The following is a 25,629-nucleotide window of genomic DNA, read 5'->3' as shown; positions in this document are numbered from 1 at the left end:
GAAATAACATGGAAGTAAAAGATATTTTAAAAAGCATGCTAGAACTCCAGCAAAAACTAAATGATGATACCAATGGTATAGGATGGGAAAATGGCTATACCAAAGAAGGCAAATTGATTAGTTTTAGAAGATGTATTTATATGGAGTGTGCTGAGCTTATTGATTCTTTTGCTTGGAAACATTGGAAAAGCATACACACTCCTGCAAACTGGGACAATGTGCGCATTGAAATAGTGGATATATGGCATTTTATTTTAAGTTTGATTTTAGAAGAATACAAAGAAAAACAAATAGATGATAAAAATTTCATAGCAGAGGAAGTTTCTTCTGTAACTTTTTTTGATGACTTTTGCAAAGAAACTTCTAATCCAAATGAAGCAGATATCTATGGAATTTTAAATGATATTGAGCTTATTATCCACAAATGTAGTGGTTTTGATTATGATTTAGGTGAACTCTTGAGTGCATATTTTGTTTTAGCTAGAAAATGTGGTTTAAATTTCTTTGAGCTTTATAAAACCTATATTGGAAAAAATATATTAAATCAATTCAGACAAGAAAACGGCTACAAAGAAGGCACTTATAAAAAAACTTGGAATGGCACAGAAGACAACGAAGTTTTAAATCAAATTTTAAAAGAAACACTAGATTATAAAGAAATCTATCAAAAACTTCAAGATGCTTATAAGCAAATTAAATGAATATACTATACCTAAGCTTGCAAGATTTTCTTAGCAAGCCTTTTTTAAAATTCTCAACTTTGCCTTTTTTAATCAGCCTGGTTATTTTTGCCCTGCTAGTGTATTATAGTTATGATATATTTTTTTCTTATATTGAAGATGTAGTCAGTGGCTCTTTTATGGCTTGGTTTTTTAGTTTTTCTATAGTGCAATTTTCACTTGCATTTTTAAGCGCTATAGGAGGATTTTTTATAGTAGTATTTGCCTCTGTATTTTTTACTATGTTTATAATTTCCTTTTTAACTCCTTATATAGTCAAAAAAATCAACCAAAAATACTATAACCATTTCATACAAAGAGAAGTAAATTCTTTAGAAATTTTACTTAAAACATTCAAATTTTTACTCATCTCATGCGTATTATTTGCAGTAGCTACTTTCTTGTTAATTATACCTTTTGTTAGCATTGTGATTTATTATGGAGTATTTTATTATTTATTTCACAAACTTTTATTGCTAGATGTATTAAGCAATGTCTTAGATAAAAACAATTTTGATGATTTTTATAAAAATTCATCACCATTATACTTTAAAATTATCACCTTAGTCTTTTTTGCTTTATCAAGCATACCTTTGCTTGGTTTATTTTTACAAGTATTTTATGTAATCTTCTTAACTCACTTAAGTTATCAAAAAATTTTAAAACTTAAAGCCAATAACAATGGATGAAAGAATTAAAAAATTTATCCATTCACAAAAACTTTTAAATTTAAGTATGCTTGATGAGGATGGTGGAGTATATTGCGCAAGCTGTTATTATGCTTTTGATGATAAAAATTTAGCTTTAATTTTTGCTAGTGAAGAACATACTAAACATATTCAACTTGCCTATAAATCCCCTAAAGTAGCAGTTAATATAGCGCTAGATACAGATATTATTAATCTTATTAAAGGAGTGCAAATCAAAGCTCTTTTTCAAAAAGCCACCAAAGAGCAAGAAAGAATATACTATAAAAAATTTCCCTTTGCAAAACTTGCACAAGCTTGTATTTTCGCTTTAAATATACAATGGGTAAAATACACTGATAATAAAATTTTACTTTCCAAAAAATTAGAATTTTCTCTTTAAAATACTTTTAAAATATATTGTATTTTTAATAAAACCTAATATTATTTATAAATTTTTAAATATTTTTTTAATAAAATCATATAATTTACCATAGTAGTAAAACTTTAAATTTTTAACTTTTCAAGGAGAAAAAATGTTCTCATCTACCAAAAAATATTTACTAGGTAATTTTTCCAACAAAATTGCCTTTTTGGTTTGTATTTTTGTTATAGTTTTATTATGTGTTTTAGGTGTTTTTAATTATATTAAATCAAAATCTAATAGCCATACTTTGTTAGTTCAATTTCAACAAAAAGTTGCTTTTGATGTAAGTAAAAGATTTGATTTATATGCAAGTGATAGACGTAATATAATTAATTCTTTAACAAAATATATCAAAGAAAATAAGCATAATCTAAATTCAAAACAATACACTAGCTTGTTAAAATCCATAGGAGATTCTTTAGGTTTTGACTTAACTTATGTAGGATTTGAAGATGGCTCTATGTTTAGATCAAATGGCAACAACCAAACTCCAGAAAGTGGATATGATCCTAGAACTAGAGGATGGTATAAAGAAGCCAAAGAAAAAAAAGAGTTAATTGTCACAGAACCATACATATCTTCTAGTATGAAAAAACCTACTATTTCTTATGCCAATCCTATTATAGAAAATGGTGAAGTTATAGGTGTAGTTGCGGCTGATTATGATTTAAAAAAATTCTCAGAAGAAGTTTTAGCTATAGGTAAAACACCTTATTCACATGCTGCTGTTTTAGCCCACGATGGAACCTATCTTTTTCACACTGATCCTTCTAAAATTTTAACCTCAACCAATACAAGTAAAGATATTGTTGCATATTATCTTAAAACACTAGAAGGTGCAAATAGAAGTCTTTCAAAAGATATTTTTAAAATTCAAACAAAAGAAAATGAAACTAGAGCTTTAATTTGTAATGGTGGAATTAATCCAAAATATGTTATCTGTTCTATAGCTGATTATGATTTTTACAATGATGCAGCTAAACAAACACTAATGGAACAAATTATTATTTCCTTGATTGCTATTTTTTTCACTTTGATTTTTATTAGAATGATTATTTCTTACAATCTTAAACCAATTGCGATCATTTCATCAGGATTACATAATTTCTTTAATTATTTAAATCACAAAGATTCTCACTCTCATCCTATTAAGCTTAAAACTCAAGATGAATTTGGAAAAATGGCAGAAGAAATTAATGAAAACATTGAGATCATTAAAGAAGCTCTAAACAAAGATGCAAAAGCCATTAAAGAATCTGTCAGTATTGCTAAAAAAATAGAAACAGGTGAGCTTGATTTGCATATTAGCTCTCATGCTAACAACCCTCAAATTCAAGAATTAATGAAAGTGTTAAATAGTATGCTTACAACTTTACAAAGAAAAATTGGCAGTAATTTAAACGAAATTTTAGCTGTATTTGATAGCTATAAACGCTTAGATTTCACAGCAACTATTAATGCACCAAAAGGCGATATTGAAAAGGCTATAAATTCTCTTGGAGATGAAATAAAGAACATGCTTACACAATCACTTCACCAAGGAGAATTACTCAACCAAAAGGCCGAAGCACTCAAACAAAGCATGCAAGAACTTACAAATGATGCTACACATCAAACCTCATCACTGCAAGAAAGTGCAAGAGCTTTAGAGCAAATGAACTCGGCTATGAGTGAAATTTCCATTAAAACACAAGATGTAGTAAAACAAAGCAATGATATCAAAAATGTAACTACAGTAATTTCAGATATTGCAGATCAAATTAACCTACTTGCATTAAATGCAGCTATTGAAGCAGCACGTGCTGGTGAACATGGACGTGGCTTTGCTGTTGTTGCTGATGAAGTTAGAAATCTAGCAGAAAGAACTCAAAAGTCTTTAGGTGAAATAGAAGCTAATACTAATATCTTAGCCCAGTCAATAAATGATATGGGTGAAGCCATAAAAGAAGAAGCAGATGATATTAGTCAAATCAATGAATCAGTAGCTACTATAGAAAAACTCACACAACAAAACTCTCAAACAGCTATGCAGACTAATGCTATTGCAAATGAAGTAGATTCTTTAGCACAAGATATGCTAAGTGAAACTAAAAAAAGAAAATTTTAAACATAAAGATGCCTAAAAGGCATCTAATTTTTAAGAAAAAGAAGGTTTAATTTGCTCTAACCAAGCATCAATTCTACTTTCTGTTAAATCCTCATGATTATCATTATCTAATGCTAGTCCTACAAACTTATCACCTTCTACGGCTTCACTTGATTCAAAAGTATAACCACCCGTAGAAACAGCACCTACCAAATTTGCACCCGCTGCTTTTAAAGCTTGAGCAAGTTTTCCCATAGCACTGCAATATGTATCTGAATAGCTTTCACTATCTCCCATACCAAAAACAGCAACAGTTTTACCGCTAAGATTTAAAGCTGAAAAATCAAAACCATCCCAATCATCTTGAAAATCACCACTTCCCCAAGTAGAAGTTCCACAAATTAATTTATCATAAGAATTAATTTTCTCTGCATCAATATCTGCGATATTTAATACATCTGAAATTCCTAATTTTTGAGCGATCATGTTTGCCGCACCTTCGGTATTACCCATTGAACTACCATAAATTACTGCTATTGACATTTAACATCTCCTTAAAATTTGATTATTAATAGTATAGGGAACTAATTTTAGCAAAGTTTTATTATTTTCGCATAAAAAATGTCTTATTTCTTCATGTTGAGTGAAATTTTTATTTCTTGGATACACAATATAAAATCTTTCAAAAGAATTTTCTTTTATAAATTGCAAAGCAAGCTCTATATCTTTATCACTATCTTTACAAAATAAAGGCATGACTGCCATTTTTTCATTAATGATAATGATATTTTTATAAATCTTTACTTTGGATTTGGTATTGCTTTTGCAAATTTTATCATATACAAAAGCCTCAAAAGCAACTTGCAAAGGCAAAGTAAAACTAGGTGATAAGAACACATTTTGTATTAATTTCGCTAAAGTATATTTTGGCATCTTTGCTTCAAGTTGTATTTGATTTAAATTTCCTTCTTTATAAGCTTTGATGATTTTATGAGAATATGGACAAAATTGTTTTATTTTGCTAAATCTCAAAGTCCTTTCTATGCTCATATTTTGAATTTTTAACTCAAAAATATTTCTTAAACAGTCAGCTTTTTTTGCATAGATATAAGGTATTTTTAGATCATCTTCAACTAAAGAATTATATAAATTTAAAAAAATATGATTAATACTTTTTTGTTCTAAATCTCTAAATATTTTAGGTATAAAATCCTCTTTTTCATTAAATCCAAACATACACTAAGCCTTCTTTGCGCACTCATAGGTTTGATCAAGTCCAAAAACCTTACAATATTCACAATACACACAACTCACACTGCGTTTAGCACAAACTAAAGGTATATTGCGTTTTTTTGCCTCTGTTTTGATTTTTTTCATAGTATTATGATTTAAAAAACTAGTAAGCATAACTATACATTCAGTATTTTGTGGAATGGGTTTTCTATTTACCCTATTTTCATTTCTAGCATCCCAATGCTCTATGCTTTTTGCACCTAGGTTTGTCAAAACTGCTTTTATTGGGGTTATTTCATCCGCTCCGATAACCAAAACTGACATTGAGTTTTCCTTTTTATAAAAATGATAATTGTTATTATAATTTATAAAAGATAAATTTTTACTGATACTCAATATCAATTTTTTAAATTATATATTATGAGTTTGTTCAAAGATATCTGTGTGTAAAATTTCTTCTAAAATCACTGTGGCATACGAGCCTTTTTGCAAGAAAAACTCCAAAGTAAAATGAGATTTTTCTTCATCATAATAACCTTTGCAATCTTGCAAATAAGACCACATAAAGCGCCTTGAACCTTGCATTTTATTTTTAAACTCATATGCAAAAGAAAAAATCTCATCTTCTAATTTTTTAGCTAAACCTTCGTTTGCTTCATAAGCTTTAGAGCCTATTAAAAGACCCATCGCACTAATATCTTTTTGATTGAATCTTTCTACTTCACTTGATAAATCTTCACATATAAAACATTTACCAAAAGGATAATGTCCTAAAACTTCGCCCTTTAAAAGTTTAAAAAACTGCTTTTGATTTTTTAAACTTTTAATTCCATCTTTATCTAAATCATATATTTGTTTTATTTCTTTTTCACTAAAGTCATTAATAAAATGTGACAATTCCACCCTTTTGCTCAAATATCTATTAAAAAGCTCGCTTTGAAAGGCAGAAATTAAAAATTCTTGCATTTTTTTATTTTTTATTTTTTTGCCTTTTAAAATTTCTAGTCCTTGTGAAAAATTATCTTGAAATTTGCCAAAACGCTGATATCCAAAATAATTAGCAAAACCTTGTTCTTGGATATTTTTAAAAGCTTGTTCTATTTTTAAAGCATCTACTTTTGAAACTTTTTTTAATCTTATAAAAAATGAATTTCCTTTTAAATGCCCTATTCTAAGTTTATTATCATGATAAAAACTTTCTAAAATTTTCATCTTATCATGTTTAAAATTTTTTAGACTCTCTTTAAATTTTTTAGGCATAGAAATATATTGAAAAGTTAAGCCTTGTTTATCTTTTAAACCACTATAACCAAAATCTCTCATTTTAACACCGCTTTGCTCACTTAAAATTCTCAAAGCCTCGCTAGTGCTTAGATCTTTTTTTTGTATATGTAAAATTAAATGTTCACCTTTACCACTAAATTCATACAAAGGCTTTTCTCTTACTACAAAATCATTACTATTTTTTGAAAAATACACATTTATCGGGCTGTGTTTTAAAGTATATAAGGGCTTAAAAATGATGTTCTCTTCCATAAAATTTATACCTTCCTGTTGTTGTTTTTGCAAAAATATTTAGTTTAATTCTATGCTTTTTTGCCATATTTTGTATAAATGCTTTATGTTTTTTATCAAAAGCAAATAAAATTTCATATTCTTCTGCACTATTTAAGCTAAATTTATCTAATTTTTTAAAAAATTTTGCATTAAGTTGATTTTGAAACAATATTCTTGATAAGTCTTTATTTAAACCATCTGAAATATCCATACTTACTCTAACTTTTTTTGCTATATCATAAAAAAATTTTTGTCTCAAACTAGGTTTTATAAAACGATGCTTAGAATGCAATTTTCCACCGCGAAATAATATATTTAAACCTTTTAAACTCTCACCTAATTTCCCACTAAAAGCAAGCAAATCTCCTTTTTTCAAACCTTTTCTAAAAATAGCCCTTTTATTTACCTTAGAAATAATAGTTATGCTAATATTGATTTTATTATCCGCTATGGTATCTCCGCCTATAATTTGTACTCCAAATTCTTTTGCACTATCTAGCAAGCCTTTTTGCAAGGCTTTAACTTGTTTCATATCTAAACATTTTGGCAAAGAAAGTCCCAAAAGAGCGTATTTTGGTGTAGCATTCATAGCAATTGCATCAGAAATATTAACAAGCATAGCCTTTGCTCCAATTTGTTCTAAACTCATCCAAGAGCGCTTAAAATGCACGTCTTCACAAAATAAATCTTTAGAATAACAATATCCATCGATTATTGCCCCATCGTCTCCATTGATAGAATTAGCAAAGGCGTTGATAATAAATTTTTCTTTATCCATGTGAATATTTTATACAAAAAGCTTTTAATTTTATATAATAATCAAATTTTTATAAGTTTAAAATGTATATAATGAAAAATAATACCAAGGATAAAATATGCAAATAACTTTAAGAATTTTTCGTTTTGATAAAGATAGTGATTATTTAGCTTATTATAAACCTTATGTTTATGATAGTAAAAATTTTAAAAGTGTTTATGATGTTTTAAGTCAAATTAAAAAAGATGACATATATTTTGATTTTGAAGAAAATCCAGAAAGTTGTATTAAAGTCAATCAAGTTACAATCAGACAAAGAAGAGATTTGAATAATATCATAGAAAGATTTGGCAAAAAACTTACCATAGAACCACTTGATACCAAAAGAGCAACCAAAGATTTAATCATGGATAAAAGTGATTTTTTAGAAAAGCTCGAACTTTTTAAAGGACTTATTGATATACACGATATAGAACTTTATAAACAATATGATTTTTTATATTATACAAGTGAAGTTAGGGAATTTTTACCTGAATATCTTGGCGATAGCTTTTTTGTATTTGCTTATAAAATGCTACTTAAATACCCAGAAAAAGCACCCCAATTTTTAAAATTAGTCGCAGATGAAGAAAAAGGAATTTATTATCACACAAAATTTAAAAATTTTATTTCTTCAAATGAGCTTGATTATGAATCTTATATTAAAGAATTAAAAGTTATGCTTGTAAAATCAGGCCTTGCAAGAAGTATTTTTTAAGGAATGAGTAATGTACAAAATCTACACCAATAGCAATAATGATTTATTTTGTTATTTTGATATTATCAAAGATGCTTTAGATAAAGTTGGAGTTCAAAGCACATTATGCGAAAAGCCTTTGGGTAAAAATTATTTTATTATTGATTATGATCCAAAAGATATCTTAGATGAATATTCTAGAATGATGGATGAGGATAATATTTTAGCTTGCGAATGTAGCTCTTATGAAATTATGAGTAAAATTGAAAAAATCCAATATGCTCCAAAGATTTTTTTAGATCATCTTAAACAAGAACACATTAAGCATTTTTTTGAACAATTTAATATAGGTGTATATCAAGGATTTTCAGACGCAAGCTGCTCTTTAGAACTCGCCAAAGCACTTAAAGCAAATGTAATAGATTTTGAAAGAAAATACAAAAGTTGTGGCTATAGTTTTTTAAATTTAAACACCCAATTAGCATACAAATGTGCAGCTTCTGTTGTATTAGATGCTTATGATAATGGTTGTGATTTTTTAGTAGTTGAGGATTTTTATTCTTTTTATATGTTTGATAAATGTTATAAAGAATTACAAGCTATTTCAAATAGAAATTTTGAAGATTTTTATATTTTAACTTTTGCAGAGCTTGCAAATTTAGCTCTAGGTATAGTACCATACACTTTAAAAAAACACAAATTAAAAGTGAGTTTAATCAATGAAAATCGCTCTTGAATGTAAGGATTTAATTTTAGAAAAAACTTTAGAAATCGCTTTGAGGGATTTTTTAGTTTTAAAAAAAGATTGTGATTTTTTAGTCTGCGATGAAAAAGTTAACACGCAAAAACCACAATTTATCATCAATAAAAAATCAAATTTTTTATCTCATCCTTTTAATATAGAGGAATTACTTAATGCTTTAAATGATTTCAATGCAAGTTTGCAAAGTATTGCTTATAAAATAGCCATGCGTGAAAAAAAACTTATGAATCAAAAATGTGAAGCCATTTTAGAGCAATTACGTCAAGAAAGTCATGAAAAAATCGATGCAATATTTGATCTTTACAAAACAGAGTTAAAAAATCTTATCAAAGAAGAAAATAATAATGCATAAAATACAAGAATATCAAAGCGTAAAAGATTTTTTAAAAAATTACAAAGAAGATAAAAAAACAAACTCAAAAAAACAAACTCAAAAAATTTACACCACCATAGAAAGTGGAATCTATAAAGGTAAAAAAATTTTACTTCCTAGTCTAGACACCACAAGAAGCACCAAAAGCATAGTAAAATCTTGTGTTTTTAATGTTTTGCGTTTTTCTTTACAAGATAAGGTTTTCATAGAGGCCTTTGGAGGAAGTGCTCTAATGGCATTAGAGGCAAGAAGTAATGGCTGCTTAAAAAGTTATGCTATAGAAAAAGATAAAAAAGCTTATGAAATCGCTTTAAAAAATGCTTCCAATATTGATCAAAACACCATTTGCTTTAATGATGATACTTTTAAAAAAACCCCTCAAATTATTCAAAATTCCAAAGAAGATATTATTTTATATCTTGATCCACCCTTTGATATTAGAGAAGGTTTTTTTGATATTTACGAAAAAACTTTAAAGTTGATAGAAAATATAAAAAATTCAAATGTTAAAATCATCATCATAGAACATCACAGTACTTTTAAAACTCCAACTAAAATACAAAATTACGAAAAAACAAAAGAAAAAAAATTCGGTTCAACCACTCTAAGTTTTTACTCCTTTGCATAAATTTGGAACTTTTTTTGCTTTAATTTATGAAAATAGCATAGATTAAAGGAAGAATCGATGAGAATATTATTTTTGAGCTTGGTGCTAAGTCTGAGCGTTTTTGCAGCTACCATAAAAGAACTTACCAATGTAGTAGGTGTTAGAGATAACCAACTTATAGGATATGGTTTGGTTGTTGGTTTAAATGGAAGTGGAGATGGTACAAGTAGCGAATTTACTCTACAATCTATTTCAAATATGCTTCAGGGTATGAATGTAAAAGTTAGCCCAGGTGATATAAAATCAAAAAATACAGCAGCAGTAATGGTTACAGCAAAACTTCCTGCTTTTGCAAGAAGTGGGGATAAGCTTGATGTAAGTGTGGCTTCTTTAGGTGATGCTAAATCTTTACAAGGTGGAACCTTGCTTATGACAGCTCTAAAAGGGGTTGATGGAGAAATTTATGCAGTAGCTCAAGGCTCTTTAGCTATAGGTGGACTTAGCCCAAGACCAGGTGCAGCAGGAACACACTCAACCTCAGCAAATGTTATTAATGGTGCAGTCGTAGAAAGAGAAATTCCACAAAACTTTAGCCAAAGTGAAGATTTGATTTTAAGTTTAAAAGAAGCGGATTTTAAAACGGCTAATAATATAGAAAGAGTTTTAAATACTATTTTTGATACAGATATAGCAAAAGCTTTAGATTCTAGAACTATAAAATTAACAAAACCTGAAGAATTTTCTCATGTTGAATTTATGGCAAGAGTATTAGAACAAGATATAGCTTACACTCCAGAAAGTAAAGTGATCATCGATGAAAGAACAGGAACTATAGTAGCGGGAGTAAATATAGAAGTTGAACCTATATTAATTACCCATAAAGATATCACTATAAAAATAGATCCAAACAATACCGTAGCTTTAGGACAAAATGAAATCGATATGAAAGATGGTGGTATTTTAGATCCAGTATCTAATACTTTAAAAATCACAAACAATAAAACAACAGTAGCAAACATAGCTAGAATGCTAAATAAACTTGGAGCAGCGCCAAATGATATCATAGCTATTATGCAAAATTTAAAAAGAGCTGGTGCAATTAGTGCTGAATTAGAGGTGATATGATGAGAGTTGATAATTATTTAGCGAGCAAAAACTATAGTAGCGAACTTTATGAAAGTATTACTAAACACAACAATAGCTACAAGGCTGCTAAAAACTATGCAGATAGTGCTTTTAAAAATGATTTAACTCATATACAAGCATTAAATGATGAAGATAAAGCTTTAAAAGAACAAACTGATGCTTTTGAAGCTTTTTTAATCAAAAGTGTTTTAGATATTTCTTTAAAACAAGAAAATTCTTTATTTGGAAAAGATGCAAGTGATGAAATTTATTCATCTATGTATAATGATACTATGAGTAAAGCATTAAGCGGGGGGTTAGGTTTTTCAAAATTATTATTTGATTATTTAAAAGAAAGGGGTTAAGTTATTTTTTTAAGTGTCGATATAGTTCTTAGAGTTTTTCAATAGAACTGGAGGCTTAAAATGATAAACCCTATACATCAAAGTTATGTAGCTCAGGTTGCTACTAATGATATAAATAAAACAGAAAACAAAGAAAACAACAAGGCAAAAGAAACTCAAAAGGCAGAAGAAAGTAAAGCATCTTTAATTGCTTCTCAAATTAAAAATGGTGAGTACAAAATCAATCTACAAGCCACTTCTAAAGCAATAGCAGATTCTTTATTATAATTTTTATCCTTTTTTGGGTTGCTGCCTAAGAAAGGATAAAAAATGGTTAAACAATATTTAGATGAAACAAATTCTATTTTAGAAAAACTCATCAATCTTACTTTAGAAGATATAGCGCAAATTCAAGCTGCTAATCATAAACATGTAAGTAAAAGTGTTGAAGATAAAACTAAACTTGTAAATGACTTCCAAATTGCTAAAAAAAATCTTGACAAGGCTTTGGTAGAACTTAGTAACCAAGGAAACAATAAAGGCTTAGATGAGCTTTTGGATGACGAAGATAAAGAAAAACTTACTCTTTTAAAGCAAAATTTAAATACCTTACACCAAAAAAATAAAGAATATGCCAAACTAGCTCTTATTATTAAAAATTTTTACGACAATCTTTTAAATGCAATGTTTGAACAAAATGGAACAAATAATGCTTATGGGGATAATAAGACAATTCCAGATTCATTATTTAAGATTAATGTTTAAAGGCTAAGTCATGGGAATTTTTGATAGCTTATATACCGGAGTTAGTGGCATAAGAGCTGCTGAGCTTCAAATTAACACAACAGGCAATAATATTGCCAATGCAGACGCGGTATTTTACACTAGACAAAGAGCTGTACAAAGCTCGGGTATGTCTCTTGATAGAGGTGGTTTACACTTAGGAACAGGTACACAAATTGACACCATAAAACGATTGCACGATGAGCACTCTTATTATGAGTTAAAAAATGCCACTACTCAACAAAATTATACAAATTATTTAGGACAAATTTTACAAGAAGCAAGCCAAAGATTTCCTGATATGCAAGGAACTGGTATTTTACAAGATTATAAAAATTATTATGATGCATGGAATAATTTTGCTTCTAATCCAAGTGATGGAGCAAGTAAAATAGATCTTGTTAATAGTGCAAATACATTAACTCAAAACATACAAAAAACCCTACAAGATCTTAGCAAAATGCAACAAACTGTCAACGAGCAAATCAGACAAACTGTAGATGAGATCAATAATATTGGTCAAGAAATTGCAAATATCAACAAACAACTTGAAAATGAAGAAGTTTTACCTACTGATAATGCAAATCAATTAAGAGATAGAAGAGATGAACTTGAACTTAGACTTTCAAAATTAGTTGATGCAGTAGCTTGGAAAGGGAAAAGCTCTCAAGATAGTACCCTAGAATCTACTATGACTGATTCTGGAAGATATTATGATTTAAGTATTCAAGGTTTTAGCATAGTCAATGGCTCTAGCTTTCATCCTTTAAAATTAGATGATAATAATCCTAATGGATTTTATCAAATTTATTATGAAGTAAATGATGAAAACCGCTATGATTTAACTAGTAAAATTTCAGGTGGACAACTTGGAGCTCAGCTTGACCTTAGAGGTAGAAACTATGATGGCAATCACGATACTTACAGCGATGGAAAATTGCAAGAGTATAAAGATATGCTCAATACCTTTACAAAAACACTTATAACTCAAACTAATAATGTCTATGCTCAAGCAGCAACTGATAAAGTAAATTCGGATGATTTAAAAGGCTTAAAACCTGATACTTCTTTAATGAGTTATGATAAAAATATCCAAGCAGGAAGCTTTGACATCACAATTTATGATGAAAAAGGTAATGCAGTAGCTACTAGAACTATAAAAATTGATGTTAATACCACCATAGAAGATGTTGTTAAGCAAATCAATGCGGATATTGATGATAACAAAGATGGTGTTAGTGGTAATGATTTAAATGATTATTTTCAAGCCTTTTATCATTATGATGGACAAAGTGATAGTGGAAATTTCCAAATCAATGGCTTAAAAAAGGGTTATAAAATAGCTTTTAAAGACAATGGTACAAATTTCCCAGGCGCTTTAAATGTGTCTTCGTTTTTTAATGGTCAAGATGCAAGCAATATCAATGTAAATTCAAGCATTAGAAATGATCCAAATAGCTTAAAAGCAAGCTCAAATGGAGTTGATGGAAACAATGATGTAGCCAATGCTATGTTGCAACTTCAAAATCAAAAAGTAAATTTTTATAATAAAGATGGTACAGTTGATACTATGTCTTTAGATGGATATTATAGAAAATTTACAGGTCAAATTGCTTCAGATGCTGAAAGCAATGGTTTTGCGCATGCAACTAATATGACAGTATTTAATACAGCCTATGCAGAATATCAATCAAAAAGTGGTGTAAATACTAACGAAGAATTAGCAGCGCTTATACAATATCAAGCAAGTTATGGCGCTGCAGCTAAAATCGTAACTACTGTTGATCAAATGCTTGAAACCTTACTTGGTTTAAAATCTTAATGCAAATTAAAGCTCTTTTAGATGAGGCTATTTTAAGCAAAAATACTCAAAAAGAGCTTTTCTCTTATCCTGATCCTTTACAAATTGCAAGTGTTTATAAAGATGAAACCATAGCTTTGCTTTGCGCTTTATTTGCTTATGGAAATGCTAAAAATATTGTAAATTTTTTAAAAAAACTTGATTTTTCTTTGTTTGAAAAAAATGATGAGATTATTAAAAAAGAATGCAAAGATCTAAAATACCGCTTTCAAAACTCTCAAGACATAGCTCAAATTTTTATCACACTTAAACGCTTAAAAAATGAAGATAGTATAGAAAATATTTTCACTAAAACTTATCAAAAAGAGCAAAACATCACACATGCAATAAAAGCTTTTATAGAAACAATTTATAAGCTTAATCCTTATAAAAGCTATGGCTATGAGTTTTTCTTTTCAAAAGAATTTAAAGCTCCAAAAGGTCCTTTAAAAAGATACAATATGTATCTTAGGTGGATGGTAAGAAAAGATGAGCTTGATTTGGGTTTGTTTAAAAATATCGATAAAAAAGATTTACTTATACCCTTAGATACCCATACTCATAAAGTTTCATTAAAACTTAAGCTTTTAAAGCGTAAGATTTATGATTTTAAAAGTGTTTTAGAGCTTACTCAAAGTCTTAAAAAATTTGATCCACAAGATCCTATAAAATATGATTTTGCTCTATATAGAATCGGACAAAACAAGGAAAGCTTATGGAGCTTGAATTAACTTATTATGTGATTTTATTTTTTGTTGCTGCTTTTGCAGGCTGTGTTGATGCGATTGTAGGTGGTGGTGGACTTATTACTATACCTGCTTTATTTGCTTGCGGGATCCCTCCTCATTTAGCCCTAGCTACCAATAAACTTCAAAGCACTTTTGGCTCACTTACTGCGGTTTTATCTTATAGAAAACATATGAATATAGAAAAAATTGCCTTAGGTATTTTATTTACCGCAATTGGAGCTGTTGTTGGTACTTATGCAGTTTTACTAATAGATCAAAACGCTGTTAAAATCATTGTGCTAATATGCCTAGCTTTAGTTTTTCTTTATACTATTTTTAAGCCTAATTTAGGAAATGTTCATAATGAAGCAAAAATGAGTGCCACAAGCTTTCAAGTCACTTTTGGTTTATTGCTTGGCTTTTATGATGGCTTTTTAGGGCCTGGAACTGGGTCTTTTTGGATTTTTGCTTGTGTAATATTTCTTGGTTTTAGTATGAAAAATGCAAGCATTAATACTAAAATCTTAAATTTCACTAGCAATGTAGTGGCTTTAGGGGTGTTTTTATACTCTTATGAAGTACTTTGGAAAGTTGGTATTTTAATGGGTATAGGCCAAGTCTTAGGTGCCTTTGTAGGCTCAAAACTAGTCTTAAAAACACAAGGAACTTTTATCAAAAAACTCTTTTTAACTATGGTTGCTTTAACTATAGCTAAGGTTGCTTATGATTATCTTATTTAAATTCCTTGACTAATTTGCCACATAGGTAAAAATACACCCAAGGCTAAAACTAAAATCAAACTCGCCATAAAAATTGTCATCAAAGGCTCTAAAACACTTAAAAGTCTTTGAGTGTAATTTTCTTTTTTATGTTCATAAAATAAAGCAAGCTCATAAGTACTCTCATCTAGTTTAGAACTTTTTAAAGCTAAATTTAACATTCTTATCGCAAAAGATTCAAAAAGCTTTATTTTGAAAAAAGCTTGATCTAAATCAAGTCCTGATTCAAATGAGGTCTTTATAATAAACATTTTGTTTTTAAAAAATTGATTTTCTATACCTTCACAAGCAAGCTCAAAAGCTCTTTTTATATCCACCCCTGCTTTCAATAAATAAGAAAAAATCAAGAAAAAACAAAATTTATCTTGATAAAATATTATCTTTCCAAAAATGGGAGAATAAAAAAGAATTTTATGAAAAAACAAAGACTTTCTAAAAAAATAAGCAAGCATTATAAAAATTCCCATACCTAATAAAATAAATACATAAAAATGTTTAAAAAAATCTCCTAAAGCAAAAAGAATTTGAGTGATTTTTGGCAAATCTAGTTCAAGTTGCAAAAATAAAGTTTTAAATTCAGGCAAAACCAAAATCATCAGTACAAAAAAAGCTAAAATAATACATGTAAAAACAAAAAGTGGATAAGTTATAGACTTTTTAAACTGCTTAAAACTATGAAGGTTTTTCTCTTTTAGATTAACGATAATCTCAAAAGCCCTATATAAATCCTCCTTACCGTCACAAATTTTTAAAACAGCACATTCTCTAGAATTTAAAACACCTCTAAAAGCTTCATTATAAGAGCTTCCATTTTTGAGTTTATTATAAATCACACTAAATATTGTAGCTATATGCATATCATGATTTGATCTTGTAAATTCTAAAATAGCTTCTTGTAAGCTTAATCCTGCTTTTAAAACCATACTTAAATCTTTAAGGATAAAAATAAGCTCTTCTTCTTTAATTTTATGTTTTGTTGTCCCAAAGTATTCTTCAACACTAATAATATTTTCAAATGATTTTTGTGCAATATTTCTAGCTTCATATAGATTTTTAGCTTTAATTACACATTGCTTTTGCTCTTGTTTTAAGATATAAGAAATAATAAATTTTTTCAAAAACCAATCTTTCTTAGCTCATCTACACTTGTTAAACCAAGCTTAACTTTTTCCAAAACATCCATACCTAAAGTTAAAAAGCCTTTTTTTAAAGCATATGTTAAAATATTTTCATAATTTGCATTATTTTCTATCATACTTTTTAAATTATGGTCTAAAAATAAAAACTCAGCCACCATTAAACGCCCTTTATATCCACTATACATACACTTAGCACAACCCTTTGCTTTATAAAATTTTCCTTCAAAAACTTGATTTTGAAAATGAAATTTTTCATCGTTAGCTACTTTACATTCACATAATTTTCTTACCAAGCGTTGGGCTATGATCAAATTAAGTGCATAGGCTATTAAATACTCTTTTGCACCCATGTGTTTCATTCTAAAAATAGCTTCTATAGCACCATTAGTATGCAAGGTGCTTAAAACTAAATGTCCACTTAAAGAAGCTTTTAAAACTATATCCAAACTCTCCTCATCTCTGATTTCACCCACCATAATCACATCAGGATCTTGCCTTAAAACCGCTCTTAAAGCTTTGTGAAAATCAAAACCAGTTTTAGAATTCAACAAAATTTGCTGAGCATGTTTAAGTTTATATTCTATAGGATCTTCTAGAGTAATGATTTTTTTATTTTGATCAAGCTCGTTTAAAATAGCATGCATAAAAGTGCTTTTACCGCTCCCTGTTGGCCCGCAAAATAAAATCAAACCATAAAGTGCGTTCATGTATTTTTTCAAATAGATTAAATTTTCTTCTTTAATAAAAAGTCTATCGAGTTTTAAAACATGCTCATCTTGTTTTAAAATTCTAAACACTATACTTTGTCCAAATAACAAAGGCATAATTGAAATTCTAAAGTCATACTTTTGCTCTAAGATTATCTTAGAAAAACTCCCATCTTGAGCTTGTCTTTGTTCGGCTACATTAAGCAAGGCAATGATTTTTATATGCATTAATAAAGCCTGATAAGAATCCACATCAAGACTATGGATATATTTTAATTCTCCATCTATTCTAAATCTTATCAAAACTTCATTTTCTAAAGGCTCCAAGTGAATATCACTTGCTCTTAAAAAACAAGCATAAGTTAAAATTAAATTCAAAAACTGCTCTAATAAAAACTCATCTTTATTTTCATCACTTTTTAAATTAAGCTCTAATTTATCAAGATAGTTTTGAAAGCAAATTAAAAATTTAATCCTTTCTAGTAAGAATTTAAATTGTGTAAAATCACAAAGAAAAATTTTAATAACCTTTAAGCGGTATAAATTTTGTATTTTTTCTAAAATACTCTCATCTAAAGGTTTTAAAGAAGCTATATGAATATTTTCATCATCTTCATAAAAACAAAAAATATTATATTGTTCTATTAAAGAAAAAGGCAGAACATGGAGATATTTTTCTATTTTAAGAGTTTGATTTAAGTCTAAAATTTCCAATTTATACTCTAAAGCCAATTCTTGCAAAGAAAGTTCATTTAAAGCTTTTATTGTTTTTGCATCATTCAAAATAATTTCCTAAAAGTTTTTCATACTCTTCTTTAGCTCTTAAAGCATCTTCATGCTTTCCAAGTTTTAATTTAGCATTGATAAAAACTAACCATGCTTCTTTTTCCAACAACTCAAATTCATTTGCCTCAATAGCCCAAAAAACGGCCTTTTGATAATCTTTTATTTGATAAAAATATTTAGCCAAATTTAAAGCATTTTCATAACTTGGGTGATTAATAAATTTTTCATAGAATGTATTTTGCTCAAAACTTTCATTTTGAATATTCATTGCATTTAAAAAAGACAAACAAATTAAAAAATTAAAACATATCATCTTCATGTTCAAAACCTAATTCTTTCAAACTTAATACTTTTTTATCAGCTCTTATTAAACTTGGCTTGATGATAAAAACTATTTCACTAATATCTTCTAAATTTTGCTTTCCTTGAAATAAAGCACCAAAAAGTGGTATTTTAGATAAAGCACTTACTTCATTATGGTTACTAATCGTATTTTTACTAATCAATCCACCCAAAATTAAAGTTTGTCCATCATCAACTTCAACTACAGTAGAAAGCTTTTTTTGTATAGTATCTGGTGCTATATTTCTTGGTTTATTTTGTCTATGATTATCAACACTATATTTAAAATCACTCAAACTAGGATTAATCCTAAGCATGATTTTATGATCATCTGAAATTTCTGGCAAAATATTTAGCAAAATTCCTACAAAAATAGAATAATTATTATAAGTTTCACTAATAGTTGTACCATTTTCAGTACCCTTAGAGCTTTCTTTTACTTGATAATTAATCGTATCACCTATGGAAATAATAGCTTGCTGATTATTAAGTGCCATAAGTTTTGGGTTAGAAAGTACAGTAGTTTTGCCATTTTCTTGTAATAAATTTAAAATAACCTTAGTTTCAACATTAGCTTTAAGATTAATATTTTTAACACCGCCTTTATTGATTATAAAATCATTATCATCTCCATTAAGTTTAAAAGCAAGCTCTTGCCAATTAATCCCGCTTGAATGACTTTTATTTAAATGTACTGCAACTATACTTACATCAATTAAAACTTGTTTTTTAAGTCTTTTATTTAAATCTTTTAAATATTTTTCAACCCTTGTAAGCTCATACAAAGTAGCATTTAAAGTGATAATCCCTGCATTAGTATTAATAATAGGCTTAGTTGTATTTTCATCTAATAAAGCTTGTATTTCTTCTGAAATTTTTTCCCAAAAATCAAATTTATCCGTGCTAATGACCAAATTATCTGCTTCTTTAGTACTATCATAATCGCCTTGTTTAGGTCTTGAATCCACTGAAGCTTTAGTAATGCTTTGCCCTTCTCTAATAGAGCTTATATAATGCACTTTAAAAGTTTTAACTTGTCTTCCATAAATTTTTAAAATATTTTTTTCATATTCATAAGCAAGATTATTTTCCATCAATAAAAGTTTAAAAATTTCTCTTAAAGACATTTTTCTTATGTGTAAATAATTTTGAGTATGATTTAACTTTTCTCTGGCTAATGAATCTTTTATTATAATACTAAAACCACATTCTCTACCAAGTTCATTTAAAATTTCAATCAAAGAAGTTTTATTTTCTACACTTATATCAAAAAAGCGTTGATGACACTGTGAAGCAAAAACGTTTGTAAAAGTTAAGATGCTAATAAATAAAAATATTATTTTTTTCATACAATTTTAAAACCATGATTTTTTCTTCCTTTATCAATACAACTTGAGAATTTTTAATCTCAACAATCTTAAAACCTTCAATATCATCATTTAAAGCATACCATTTATCATTAATCTTAACTTTATTAGAAATGATAGCTTGCAAAGAAAAATCAGATTTTATATTTGTAGTCTTTTGAAAAAAAGGATCTTGAATCAAAGAAAAATCAATATTACTGCAATCTTGATTCAAAAATGGGTACTTAGCACCAAAAGCACTAAGCACCCATAAACTCACAAGTAAAAATCGAAGCAAATTTTAATTTTCATTACTAAAATCAGCACTTGCTAGACGTTTAAGTTGTCTATAACGGCGTTGTGCTTCTGCTTTGTTTTTTTCAAATAATTCTTTTGCTTGCTCAGGATTTGATTTTTTCAAAGAATTATAACGCACTTCATTCATTAAAAAGCTTTCATATAAATCCCAATCAGGCTCTTTAGAAGAAATTGTTAAAGGATTTTTACCTTCTGCTTCTAAACGTGGATCATAAATATAAGTTGGCCAATATCCACATTTTGTGGCAAGTTCTGCTTGATTTCCTGAATTTCCAAGCCCACCTTTAATACCATGAGCTATACAAGGAGAATAAGCAATAATCAAAGAAGGTCCATCATAAGCTTCTGCTGCTATTATTGCTTTTAACAATTGCGCATAATTTGCATTAGAATTTACTTGAGCTACAAAAATATAACCATAAGTCATAGCAATTTGACCTAGATCTTTTTTCTGCACTGGCTTACCTGCTGCAGCAAATTGAGCTACTGAACCTGTTCTTGAAGATTTTGAGCTTTGGCCTCCAGTATTAGAATACACTTCAGTATCAAGCACTAAAATATTTACATTTTCACCACTTGCTAAAACATGATCAAGCCCGCCATAACCTATATCATAAGCCCAACCATCACCACCAAAAATCCAATGTGATTTTTTACTTAAATAGCTTTTCAGTTCTAAAATATCATTTACAGTTTTAATCTGTTTATTTTCTTCTAGCAATGGCACTAACTTATCTCTTAGCTCTAAAGAAGCTTTAGAATCTTCTTTATTTGCAATCCATTCTTTATATAATGCAGAAAGCGCATTAGGAACTTCTTGCATACTTTCATTCATGATTTGCTCAATTTTATGTCTTGTTGTTTCAGTTGCTATTTTCATACCAAGACCAAATTCAGCATTATCTTCAAATAAAGAATTACCCCAAGCTGGTCCATGACCATTTTTATTACTTTTTCTATATGGAGTTGAAGGAGCTGAACCACCATAAATAGAACTACAACCTGTCGCATTAGCAATAATCATTCTTTCACCAAACAATCTAGTGATTAAAGTGATATAAGGAGTTTCTCCACATCCTGGACATGCTCCATGGAATTCAAATAAAGGTTGAGCAAATTGAACACCTTTTGCATTTTCTCTATTTAAGATATTATCTTTATAGCTTACTTTTTTGAATAAATAATCTGCATTTTCTTGCTCACCATGATCAAGCTCTTCACCTAGTGGAACCATTACTAAAGATTTTTCTTTAGTTGGACACTCATGCACACAAAGCTCACAACCTGTACAATCAAGTGGCGAAACTTGAATTTTGAAATTTAATTTTTGCTCTTTTACGCCTTTTGCATTTAAACTATGTTCTTTTACACCTGCTGGAGCATTGTTTAATTCTTCTTCATCAATCAAGAAAGGTCTAATAACCGCATGCGGACACACTGAAGCACATTGATTACACTGAATACAATTAGTTTCTATCCATCTTGGCACCATAACACCAACGCCTCTTTTTTCATACTCAGTAGTACCATGCTCAAAACTACCATCTTCATAACCCAAAAATGCTGAAACTGGTAAATCATCACCCTTAGCCGCATTCATAGGTTTTGCGATTTTCTCAACAAACTCAGTGCCTTTATAGGCTATAGTTTCTTCTTTAACTTCATCAGCTAAATTTGCCCAAGAAGGATCAATATCAACTTTTACAAGTCCATCTGCACCCACATCAATAGCTTTGTAATTCATCTCAACTATAGCATCACCTTTTTTACTATATGATTTATAAGCTAATTCTTTCATATATTTTTGCGCATCTTCAAAAGGAATGATATTAGCAAGCTTGAAAAACGCTGATTGCATAATTGTATTTGTTCTACTACCTAGTCCTATTTCTCTAGCAAGTTTTGTAGCATTAATAATATAAAAATTAATTTCTTTTTGCGCTAAAACCCTTTTTACTGCATTTGGAATCTTCTTAATAGTCTCTTGCGCACTCCAAATACTATTTAAAAGGAAAGTTCCGCCTTTTCTAATGCCTGCTAAAACATCATAAATTTCTAAATAAGCAGCCACTGAACACGCTACAAAATGCGGCGTAGAAACTAGATAAGTTGAAGTGATAGGTTTTTTAGAAAATCTTAAATGGCTTCTTGTATAACCACCTGATTTTTTAGAATCATAAGCAAAATAAGCTTGTGCATAAAAGTCTGTTTTATCCCCTATAATTTTAATAGAGTTTTTGTTTGCCCCTACAGTACCATCAGCACCAAGTCCATAGAATAGGCACTCTATAGTACTCTCATCACCCAAAGAAATTTTTTCTCCCACAGGCAATGAAGTAAAGGTCACATCATCATTAATTCCTATGGTAAAACCATCTTTTGGATTTGCTTGATTTAGGTTTTCAAAAACCGCTAGAAGTTGAGCAGGATCAACATCTTTTGAAGAAAGTCCATATCTACCACCAACGATTAAAGGTGCTTTTTCTTTTCCATAATATGCACTTTTTAAATCCAAATAAAGTGGCTCGCCTAAACTTCCTGGTTCTTTAGTTCTATCTAAAACAGCTATTTTTTCAACACTTTGAGGCATTACATCAAATAAATATTTTAAACTAAATGGTCTATATAAATGAACTTTTAAAACCCCGACTTTTTCGCCTTTACTATTTAGATGATCTACAACCTCTTTTAAAGCTTCAGTCACTGAACCCATTGCTACTACAATGCGTGTTGCATTTTTATCCCCATAAAACACAAAAGGCTTATATTCTCTTCCTGTAATTTTTGAAATTTCTTGCATATATTCATTAACAATGTCAGGAATAGCTTCATAATATTTATTTGCTAACTCTCTTGTTTGAAAATAAATATCATCATTTTGAGCCGTACCTCTTGTTTTTGGATTTTCTGGATTTAGACAGGAATTTCTAAATTCTAATAAAGCTTCACGGTCAAGCAAACGATCAAAATGTGCATAATCCATCACTTCGATTTTTTGAATTTCATGGCTCGTTCTAAAACCATCAAAAAAATGCATAAAAGGTACTCTACCTTTAATAGCTGCTAAGTGTGCAACACCTGCTAAATCCATACTTTCTTGCACAGAATGTGAGCAAAGCATAGCAAAGCCTGTTTGTCTTGCTGCATAAACATCTTGATGATCTCCAAAAATAGATAATGCTTGAGAAGCCAAAGCTCTAGCTGCCACATGAATAACCCCAGGTAAAAGCTGACCTGCGATTTTATACATATTTGGTATTTTTAGTAAAAGTCCTTGAGAGGCAGTATAAGTAGTAGTTAAAGCGCCAGCTTGCAAAGAACCATGAACCGTCCCTGCCGCTCCTGCTTCACTTTGCATCTCTACAACTTTAACCGGTACTCCAAAAAGGTTTTTTTTGCCTTGAGAAGCCCATATATCAGTATAATCTGCCATTGGTGAACTTGGGGTAATAGGATAAATTCCGGCAACTTCTGTAAATGCATAAGCTGCATAAGCTGCTGCTTCATTACCATCCATTGTTTTCATTATTTTACTCATCTAATTATCCTTATAATTAAAATAATTACTTAAAATCAATAGCTACTTTATCTTGAATTGTCTTAAACAATGATAAAAAATTTTTATTATTTATAAGTATAGAGTTTGAGTGTGAAATTATCGGATATTTTTTATATACTCTATTGCCCCATAAGTATTTTTAAAAAGTGGAATTTTAAATTTAGCTAAACTTTCCTTGCTTTCATAACCACTACTCACTGCTATGGGTTTAACACCAGCATTACAAGCTGCTTGGATATCTAAATGAGTATCTCCGATCATAAATGCATTTTCTTTACCTTTAGATAATTTTTCTAAAGCTAATAAAATAGGCTCAGCATTTGGCTTTGGGTGAGTTACATCATCTCTACCTATAATGACTTTAAAGTATTTTCCTATCCCTAAATGATCTAGCAAAGGTTTGGAAAATTTAGAACTTTTAGTCGTTACAACAGCTAAATCAGCAAACAAACTAGCCTCATATACACTTTCTTTTGCCAAAGAGAGCAAAGAAGTTTGCTCTATATAGATTTTTTGATATACGCTTCTATAAGCATTAATATACTCACTTGTTTTTTCTTTTGGCACTCCAAGTTTTTCAAAAGCTACATCTAAAGGAAAGCCTATTAAAGCTTTAATGGCCTCATGATCTCTTAAAGGCTCGCCAAAAGCTTTAAAAGCAGCATCAAATCCATCTAAAATGGCACTTGTAGAGTCTATCAAAGTGCCATCTAAGTCAAACAAAATTGTCTTTTTTAACAAAGCTCACTCTTTAATGAAAAATTTTGCTTCCACGCGTCTATTTTGCGCACGGCCTTCTTTAGTATCATTGCTTACTTTTGGCTTTTCAAAACCATAGCCTTTAGTTGCAATTTTTTCTTTAGCAACACCTGATTTTTCAAGTTCTTTCGCAACTGCCTTTGCACGCTCTAATGATAATTTTTGATTATAAGCTTTAGTTCCTGTACTATCTGTGTGACCTTCTAAAATAGTATAATATTGTGGGTTTTCTTCTAAAACCTTACCTACTTCTTGGATTTTTTGTGCAAACTCAGGGTTTATAGTGATTTGATCAAAACCAAAATGTCCTTCAAGTGCTATTGTCTTTTCACAACCTATATGATCAAGCAAAGCACCTTTTCTTGGTTCTGGACATGATTTATCAATTTGTTTTGATTGCGGTTTTTCTTCGATTTGTTTAGTTGCAGTTTGAGGAGTTTTTGGAGCTTTATTACCAAAATAAAAACTCAAGCCAACACTAGAAATCAAATTATGTTCACCATTATTGAATTTAATTTGATCTCTTGCTTCAAGTCTTAAAGCTAAGTCTTCGCCAAGTGCAAATTTAAAACCTGCACCATATTGAGCAAACATACCACTTTTATTTTCATAAGCTCCATGACTCAAATATTCATAACCTGTTCCCAACAAACCATATAAATATACATGATTAGCCAGATCAATTCCTTTAATAGCATTTACATAAAATCTTGAAACACTAGTATCTGTATGTGTATTATCGTTTGGATTGTTATATTTTGCATTGTCATAATACTCTAAGCCAAGTTCAGCCTGATCTAGCCATAAACCATCATAATGATAACCAAATCTCAATCCCACTCCACCATAATTTTTAAGATCTAAATTTCCTTCTGGAGTTGTGTAGTTAAAGGTTGGAGTGATTTCTATTTTGCTAGTATCAAAAGCAAACAAAGCACTAACTAAACTAACCAATCCTATAATTTTTTTCATCGTCTATCCTTAAAAATGAAAATAAATGGGGTATTATATAAAATGAAGATTAAAATAAAATAAGCCCCTTTTGGGTAAGGGGCTTAAATTTACTACAAAAAGGAGGTTTCCCTGATCGGACTTTGAAATTATAAAAGTTTATTATAAATAAAAAATCC

28 protein-coding genes and 1 pseudogene are annotated in these 25,629 nt (G+C 29.2%); 16 read left to right on the top strand and 13 right to left on the bottom strand.

The window, feature by feature from the left end:
* The first annotated feature begins 8 nt into the window (after positions 1 to 8).
* The 5 genes and pseudogenes from L8X36_RS04660 (at position 9) to L8X36_RS08115 (ending at position 3,939) form a co-directional block, all read left to right on the top strand.
* Positions 9 to 701, top strand: coding sequence for a dUTP diphosphatase (locus L8X36_RS04660; protein ID WP_240390174.1), 693 nt, complete (start codon positions 9 to 11; stop codon positions 699 to 701).
* On the top strand, positions 698 to 1,408 hold the full coding sequence (locus tag L8X36_RS04655; RefSeq protein WP_263682775.1) for an EI24 domain-containing protein: 711 nt from the start codon (positions 698 to 700) through the stop codon (positions 1,406 to 1,408). The genes L8X36_RS04660 and L8X36_RS04655 overlap by 4 nt, the downstream gene beginning before the upstream one ends.
* Positions 1,401 to 1,808: a pyridoxamine 5'-phosphate oxidase family protein gene (locus tag L8X36_RS04650; RefSeq protein ID WP_263682774.1), complete on the top strand. Its 408-nt coding sequence runs from the start codon at positions 1,401 to 1,403 to the stop codon at positions 1,806 to 1,808. The genes L8X36_RS04655 and L8X36_RS04650 overlap by 8 nt, the downstream gene beginning before the upstream one ends.
* Before the next feature lie 133 nt (positions 1,809 to 1,941).
* Positions 1,942 to 2,592, top strand: a pseudogene (locus tag L8X36_RS08120) (cache domain-containing protein); the annotation flags it as partial.
* Positions 2,593 to 2,823: 231 nt separating this feature from the next.
* On the top strand, positions 2,824 to 3,939 hold the full coding sequence (locus L8X36_RS08115; protein ID WP_412175672.1) for a methyl-accepting chemotaxis protein: 1,116 nt from the start codon (positions 2,824 to 2,826) through the stop codon (positions 3,937 to 3,939).
* 30 nt (positions 3,940 to 3,969) lie between these two features.
* Here L8X36_RS08115 and fldA read toward each other — a convergent pair whose 3' ends face one another.
* From fldA to L8X36_RS04620, 5 genes are all read right to left on the bottom strand, one after another.
* Positions 3,970 to 4,461 (bottom strand): flavodoxin FldA, encoded by a 492-nt coding sequence (gene fldA, locus L8X36_RS04640; protein ID WP_240388293.1) that lies wholly within the window; start codon positions 4,459 to 4,461, stop codon positions 3,970 to 3,972.
* On the bottom strand, positions 4,462 to 5,154 hold the full coding sequence (locus tag L8X36_RS04635; protein WP_263663831.1) for a hypothetical protein: 693 nt from the start codon (positions 5,152 to 5,154) through the stop codon (positions 4,462 to 4,464).
* A 3-nt stretch (positions 5,155 to 5,157) separates the two neighbouring features.
* The gene (locus L8X36_RS04630) at positions 5,158 to 5,475 is read right to left on the bottom strand and encodes a DUF2325 domain-containing protein (RefSeq protein ID WP_012661148.1); all 318 of its coding nucleotides are present in this window, start codon (positions 5,473 to 5,475) and stop codon (positions 5,158 to 5,160) included.
* An 87-nt stretch (positions 5,476 to 5,562) separates the two neighbouring features.
* Positions 5,563 to 6,696, bottom strand: a complete 1,134-nt coding sequence (truD, locus tag L8X36_RS04625; protein ID WP_263682794.1) for a tRNA pseudouridine(13) synthase TruD — start codon at positions 6,694 to 6,696, stop codon at positions 5,563 to 5,565.
* Positions 6,665 to 7,486, bottom strand: a complete 822-nt coding sequence (locus L8X36_RS04620; protein WP_263682771.1) for a thiamine-phosphate kinase — start codon at positions 7,484 to 7,486, stop codon at positions 6,665 to 6,667. Before L8X36_RS04620 ends, truD begins: the two co-directional genes overlap by 32 nt.
* A gap of 97 nt (positions 7,487 to 7,583) precedes the next feature.
* On the opposite strand from L8X36_RS04620, the gene L8X36_RS04615 reads away from it, so the two are divergent.
* Genes L8X36_RS04615 through L8X36_RS04565 form a run of 11 tightly spaced genes read left to right on the top strand, consistent with a single transcriptional unit; the run spans position 7,584 to position 15,504 of the window.
* Entirely contained in the window at positions 7,584 to 8,222 is a 639-nt protein-coding gene (locus L8X36_RS04615; RefSeq protein WP_263682769.1) for a DUF5644 domain-containing protein, read from the top strand.
* A 10-nt stretch (positions 8,223 to 8,232) separates the two neighbouring features.
* Positions 8,233 to 8,937: a hypothetical protein gene (locus L8X36_RS04610; RefSeq protein WP_263682767.1), complete on the top strand. Its 705-nt coding sequence runs from the start codon at positions 8,233 to 8,235 to the stop codon at positions 8,935 to 8,937.
* On the top strand, positions 8,921 to 9,316 hold the full coding sequence (locus L8X36_RS04605; RefSeq protein WP_263663828.1) for a hypothetical protein: 396 nt from the start codon (positions 8,921 to 8,923) through the stop codon (positions 9,314 to 9,316). The genes L8X36_RS04610 and L8X36_RS04605 overlap by 17 nt, the downstream gene beginning before the upstream one ends.
* Entirely contained in the window at positions 9,309 to 9,965 is a 657-nt protein-coding gene (locus tag L8X36_RS04600) for an RsmD family RNA methyltransferase (RefSeq protein ID WP_263682766.1), read from the top strand. Before L8X36_RS04605 ends, L8X36_RS04600 begins: the two co-directional genes overlap by 8 nt.
* 57 nt (positions 9,966 to 10,022) lie before the next feature.
* Entirely contained in the window at positions 10,023 to 11,069 is a 1,047-nt protein-coding gene (locus L8X36_RS04595; RefSeq protein WP_039617681.1) for a flagellar basal body P-ring protein FlgI, read from the top strand.
* On the top strand, positions 11,069 to 11,434 hold the full coding sequence (locus L8X36_RS04590; RefSeq protein ID WP_039617679.1) for a rod-binding protein: 366 nt from the start codon (positions 11,069 to 11,071) through the stop codon (positions 11,432 to 11,434). The genes L8X36_RS04595 and L8X36_RS04590 overlap by 1 nt, the downstream gene beginning before the upstream one ends.
* A gap of 60 nt (positions 11,435 to 11,494) precedes the next feature.
* On the top strand, positions 11,495 to 11,701 hold the full coding sequence (locus tag L8X36_RS04585; RefSeq protein WP_012661139.1) for a hypothetical protein: 207 nt from the start codon (positions 11,495 to 11,497) through the stop codon (positions 11,699 to 11,701).
* A gap of 42 nt (positions 11,702 to 11,743) precedes the next feature.
* A complete protein-coding gene (locus L8X36_RS04580; RefSeq protein ID WP_263682764.1) occupies positions 11,744 to 12,178 on the top strand; it encodes a flagellar protein FlgN in 435 nt (144 codons plus the stop codon).
* 10 nt (positions 12,179 to 12,188) lie between these two features.
* Complete coding sequence (flgK, locus tag L8X36_RS04575) at positions 12,189 to 14,018, top strand: flagellar hook-associated protein FlgK (RefSeq protein WP_263682762.1); 1,830 nt, start codon at positions 12,189 to 12,191, stop codon at positions 14,016 to 14,018.
* On the top strand, positions 14,018 to 14,767 hold the full coding sequence (locus L8X36_RS04570) for a TIGR02757 family protein (protein ID WP_263682760.1): 750 nt from the start codon (positions 14,018 to 14,020) through the stop codon (positions 14,765 to 14,767). Before flgK ends, L8X36_RS04570 begins: the two co-directional genes overlap by 1 nt.
* On the top strand, positions 14,752 to 15,504 hold the full coding sequence (locus L8X36_RS04565) for a TSUP family transporter (protein ID WP_263682758.1): 753 nt from the start codon (positions 14,752 to 14,754) through the stop codon (positions 15,502 to 15,504). The genes L8X36_RS04570 and L8X36_RS04565 overlap by 16 nt, the downstream gene beginning before the upstream one ends.
* Here L8X36_RS04565 and L8X36_RS04560 read toward each other — a convergent pair.
* From L8X36_RS04560 to L8X36_RS04525, 8 genes are all read right to left on the bottom strand, one after another.
* Positions 15,501 to 16,661, bottom strand: a complete 1,161-nt coding sequence (locus tag L8X36_RS04560; protein WP_263682756.1) for a type II secretion system F family protein — start codon at positions 16,659 to 16,661, stop codon at positions 15,501 to 15,503. The genes L8X36_RS04565 and L8X36_RS04560 overlap by 4 nt on opposite strands.
* Positions 16,658 to 18,172, bottom strand: a complete 1,515-nt coding sequence (locus tag L8X36_RS04555) for a GspE/PulE family protein (RefSeq protein ID WP_263682754.1) — start codon at positions 18,170 to 18,172, stop codon at positions 16,658 to 16,660. Before L8X36_RS04555 ends, L8X36_RS04560 begins: the two co-directional genes overlap by 4 nt.
* The gene (locus L8X36_RS04550; protein WP_263682753.1) at positions 18,165 to 18,494 is read right to left on the bottom strand and encodes a hypothetical protein; all 330 of its coding nucleotides are present in this window, start codon (positions 18,492 to 18,494) and stop codon (positions 18,165 to 18,167) included. Before L8X36_RS04550 ends, L8X36_RS04555 begins: the two co-directional genes overlap by 8 nt.
* Positions 18,475 to 19,866: a pilus (MSHA type) biogenesis protein MshL gene (mshL, locus tag L8X36_RS04545; protein ID WP_263682752.1), complete on the bottom strand. Its 1,392-nt coding sequence runs from the start codon at positions 19,864 to 19,866 to the stop codon at positions 18,475 to 18,477. Before mshL ends, L8X36_RS04550 begins: the two co-directional genes overlap by 20 nt.
* Positions 19,838 to 20,098, bottom strand: a complete 261-nt coding sequence (locus L8X36_RS04540; protein WP_263663819.1) for a hypothetical protein — start codon at positions 20,096 to 20,098, stop codon at positions 19,838 to 19,840. Before L8X36_RS04540 ends, mshL begins: the two co-directional genes overlap by 29 nt.
* Before the next feature lie 66 nt (positions 20,099 to 20,164).
* Positions 20,165 to 23,719, bottom strand: a complete 3,555-nt coding sequence (nifJ, locus tag L8X36_RS04535; RefSeq protein ID WP_263682750.1) for a pyruvate:ferredoxin (flavodoxin) oxidoreductase — start codon at positions 23,717 to 23,719, stop codon at positions 20,165 to 20,167.
* Positions 23,720 to 23,836: 117 nt separating this feature from the next.
* The gene (locus tag L8X36_RS04530; protein ID WP_263682748.1) at positions 23,837 to 24,481 is read right to left on the bottom strand and encodes an HAD family hydrolase; all 645 of its coding nucleotides are present in this window, start codon (positions 24,479 to 24,481) and stop codon (positions 23,837 to 23,839) included.
* 3 nt (positions 24,482 to 24,484) lie between these two features.
* Positions 24,485 to 25,471, bottom strand: a complete 987-nt coding sequence (locus tag L8X36_RS04525) for an OmpA family protein (RefSeq protein ID WP_263682746.1) — start codon at positions 25,469 to 25,471, stop codon at positions 24,485 to 24,487.
* Positions 25,472 to 25,629 lie beyond the last annotated feature (158 nt).

It is taken from the genome of Campylobacter sp. CNRCH_2014_0184h, from assembly GCF_025772985.1.
In the GTDB taxonomy this organism is placed as follows: Bacteria; Campylobacterota; Campylobacteria; order Campylobacterales; family Campylobacteraceae; genus Campylobacter_D.
The sequence above is the reverse complement of the archived record's forward strand: the minus strand, read 5'-3'. Positions and strand labels throughout refer to the sequence as shown.

Bases quoted from the DNA above. Each gene is read 5' to 3' on its own strand.
- L8X36_RS08115 (WP_412175672.1), top strand. From the start codon at position 2,824: ATGGAACAAATTATTATTTCCTTGATTGCTATTTTTTTCACTTTGATT.
- L8X36_RS04570 (WP_263682760.1), top strand. From the start codon at position 14,018: ATGCAAATTAAAGCTCTTTTAGATGAGGCTATTTTAAGCAAAAATACT.
- L8X36_RS04580 (WP_263682764.1), top strand. From the start codon at position 11,744: ATGGTTAAACAATATTTAGATGAAACAAATTCTATTTTAGAAAAACTC.
- L8X36_RS04660 (WP_240390174.1), top strand. From the start codon at position 9: ATGGAAGTAAAAGATATTTTAAAAAGCATGCTAGAACTCCAGCAAAAA.
- L8X36_RS04610 (WP_263682767.1), top strand. From the start codon at position 8,233: ATGTACAAAATCTACACCAATAGCAATAATGATTTATTTTGTTATTTT.
- L8X36_RS04650 (WP_263682774.1), top strand. From the start codon at position 1,401: ATGGATGAAAGAATTAAAAAATTTATCCATTCACAAAAACTTTTAAAT.
- L8X36_RS04615 (WP_263682769.1), top strand. From the start codon at position 7,584: ATGCAAATAACTTTAAGAATTTTTCGTTTTGATAAAGATAGTGATTAT.
- mshL (WP_263682752.1), bottom strand. From the start codon at position 19,866: ATGAAAAAAATAATATTTTTATTTATTAGCATCTTAACTTTTACAAAC.
- L8X36_RS04630 (WP_012661148.1), bottom strand. From the start codon at position 5,475: ATGTCAGTTTTGGTTATCGGAGCGGATGAAATAACCCCAATAAAAGCA.
- nifJ (WP_263682750.1), bottom strand. From the start codon at position 23,719: ATGAGTAAAATAATGAAAACAATGGATGGTAATGAAGCAGCAGCTTAT.
- flgK (WP_263682762.1), top strand. From the start codon at position 12,189: ATGGGAATTTTTGATAGCTTATATACCGGAGTTAGTGGCATAAGAGCT.
- L8X36_RS04635 (WP_263663831.1), bottom strand. From the start codon at position 5,154: ATGTTTGGATTTAATGAAAAAGAGGATTTTATACCTAAAATATTTAGA.
- L8X36_RS04590 (WP_039617679.1), top strand. From the start codon at position 11,069: ATGAGAGTTGATAATTATTTAGCGAGCAAAAACTATAGTAGCGAACTT.
- L8X36_RS04585 (WP_012661139.1), top strand. From the start codon at position 11,495: ATGATAAACCCTATACATCAAAGTTATGTAGCTCAGGTTGCTACTAAT.
- L8X36_RS04605 (WP_263663828.1), top strand. From the start codon at position 8,921: ATGAAAATCGCTCTTGAATGTAAGGATTTAATTTTAGAAAAAACTTTA.
- L8X36_RS04525 (WP_263682746.1), bottom strand. From the start codon at position 25,471: ATGAAAAAAATTATAGGATTGGTTAGTTTAGTTAGTGCTTTGTTTGCT.
- L8X36_RS04565 (WP_263682758.1), top strand. From the start codon at position 14,752: ATGGAGCTTGAATTAACTTATTATGTGATTTTATTTTTTGTTGCTGCT.
- L8X36_RS04620 (WP_263682771.1), bottom strand. From the start codon at position 7,486: ATGGATAAAGAAAAATTTATTATCAACGCCTTTGCTAATTCTATCAAT.
- L8X36_RS04600 (WP_263682766.1), top strand. From the start codon at position 9,309: ATGCATAAAATACAAGAATATCAAAGCGTAAAAGATTTTTTAAAAAAT.
- fldA (WP_240388293.1), bottom strand. From the start codon at position 4,461: ATGTCAATAGCAGTAATTTATGGTAGTTCAATGGGTAATACCGAAGGT.
- L8X36_RS04595 (WP_039617681.1), top strand. From the start codon at position 10,023: ATGAGAATATTATTTTTGAGCTTGGTGCTAAGTCTGAGCGTTTTTGCA.
- L8X36_RS04655 (WP_263682775.1), top strand. From the start codon at position 698: ATGAATATACTATACCTAAGCTTGCAAGATTTTCTTAGCAAGCCTTTT.
- L8X36_RS04550 (WP_263682753.1), bottom strand. From the start codon at position 18,494: ATGAAGATGATATGTTTTAATTTTTTAATTTGTTTGTCTTTTTTAAAT.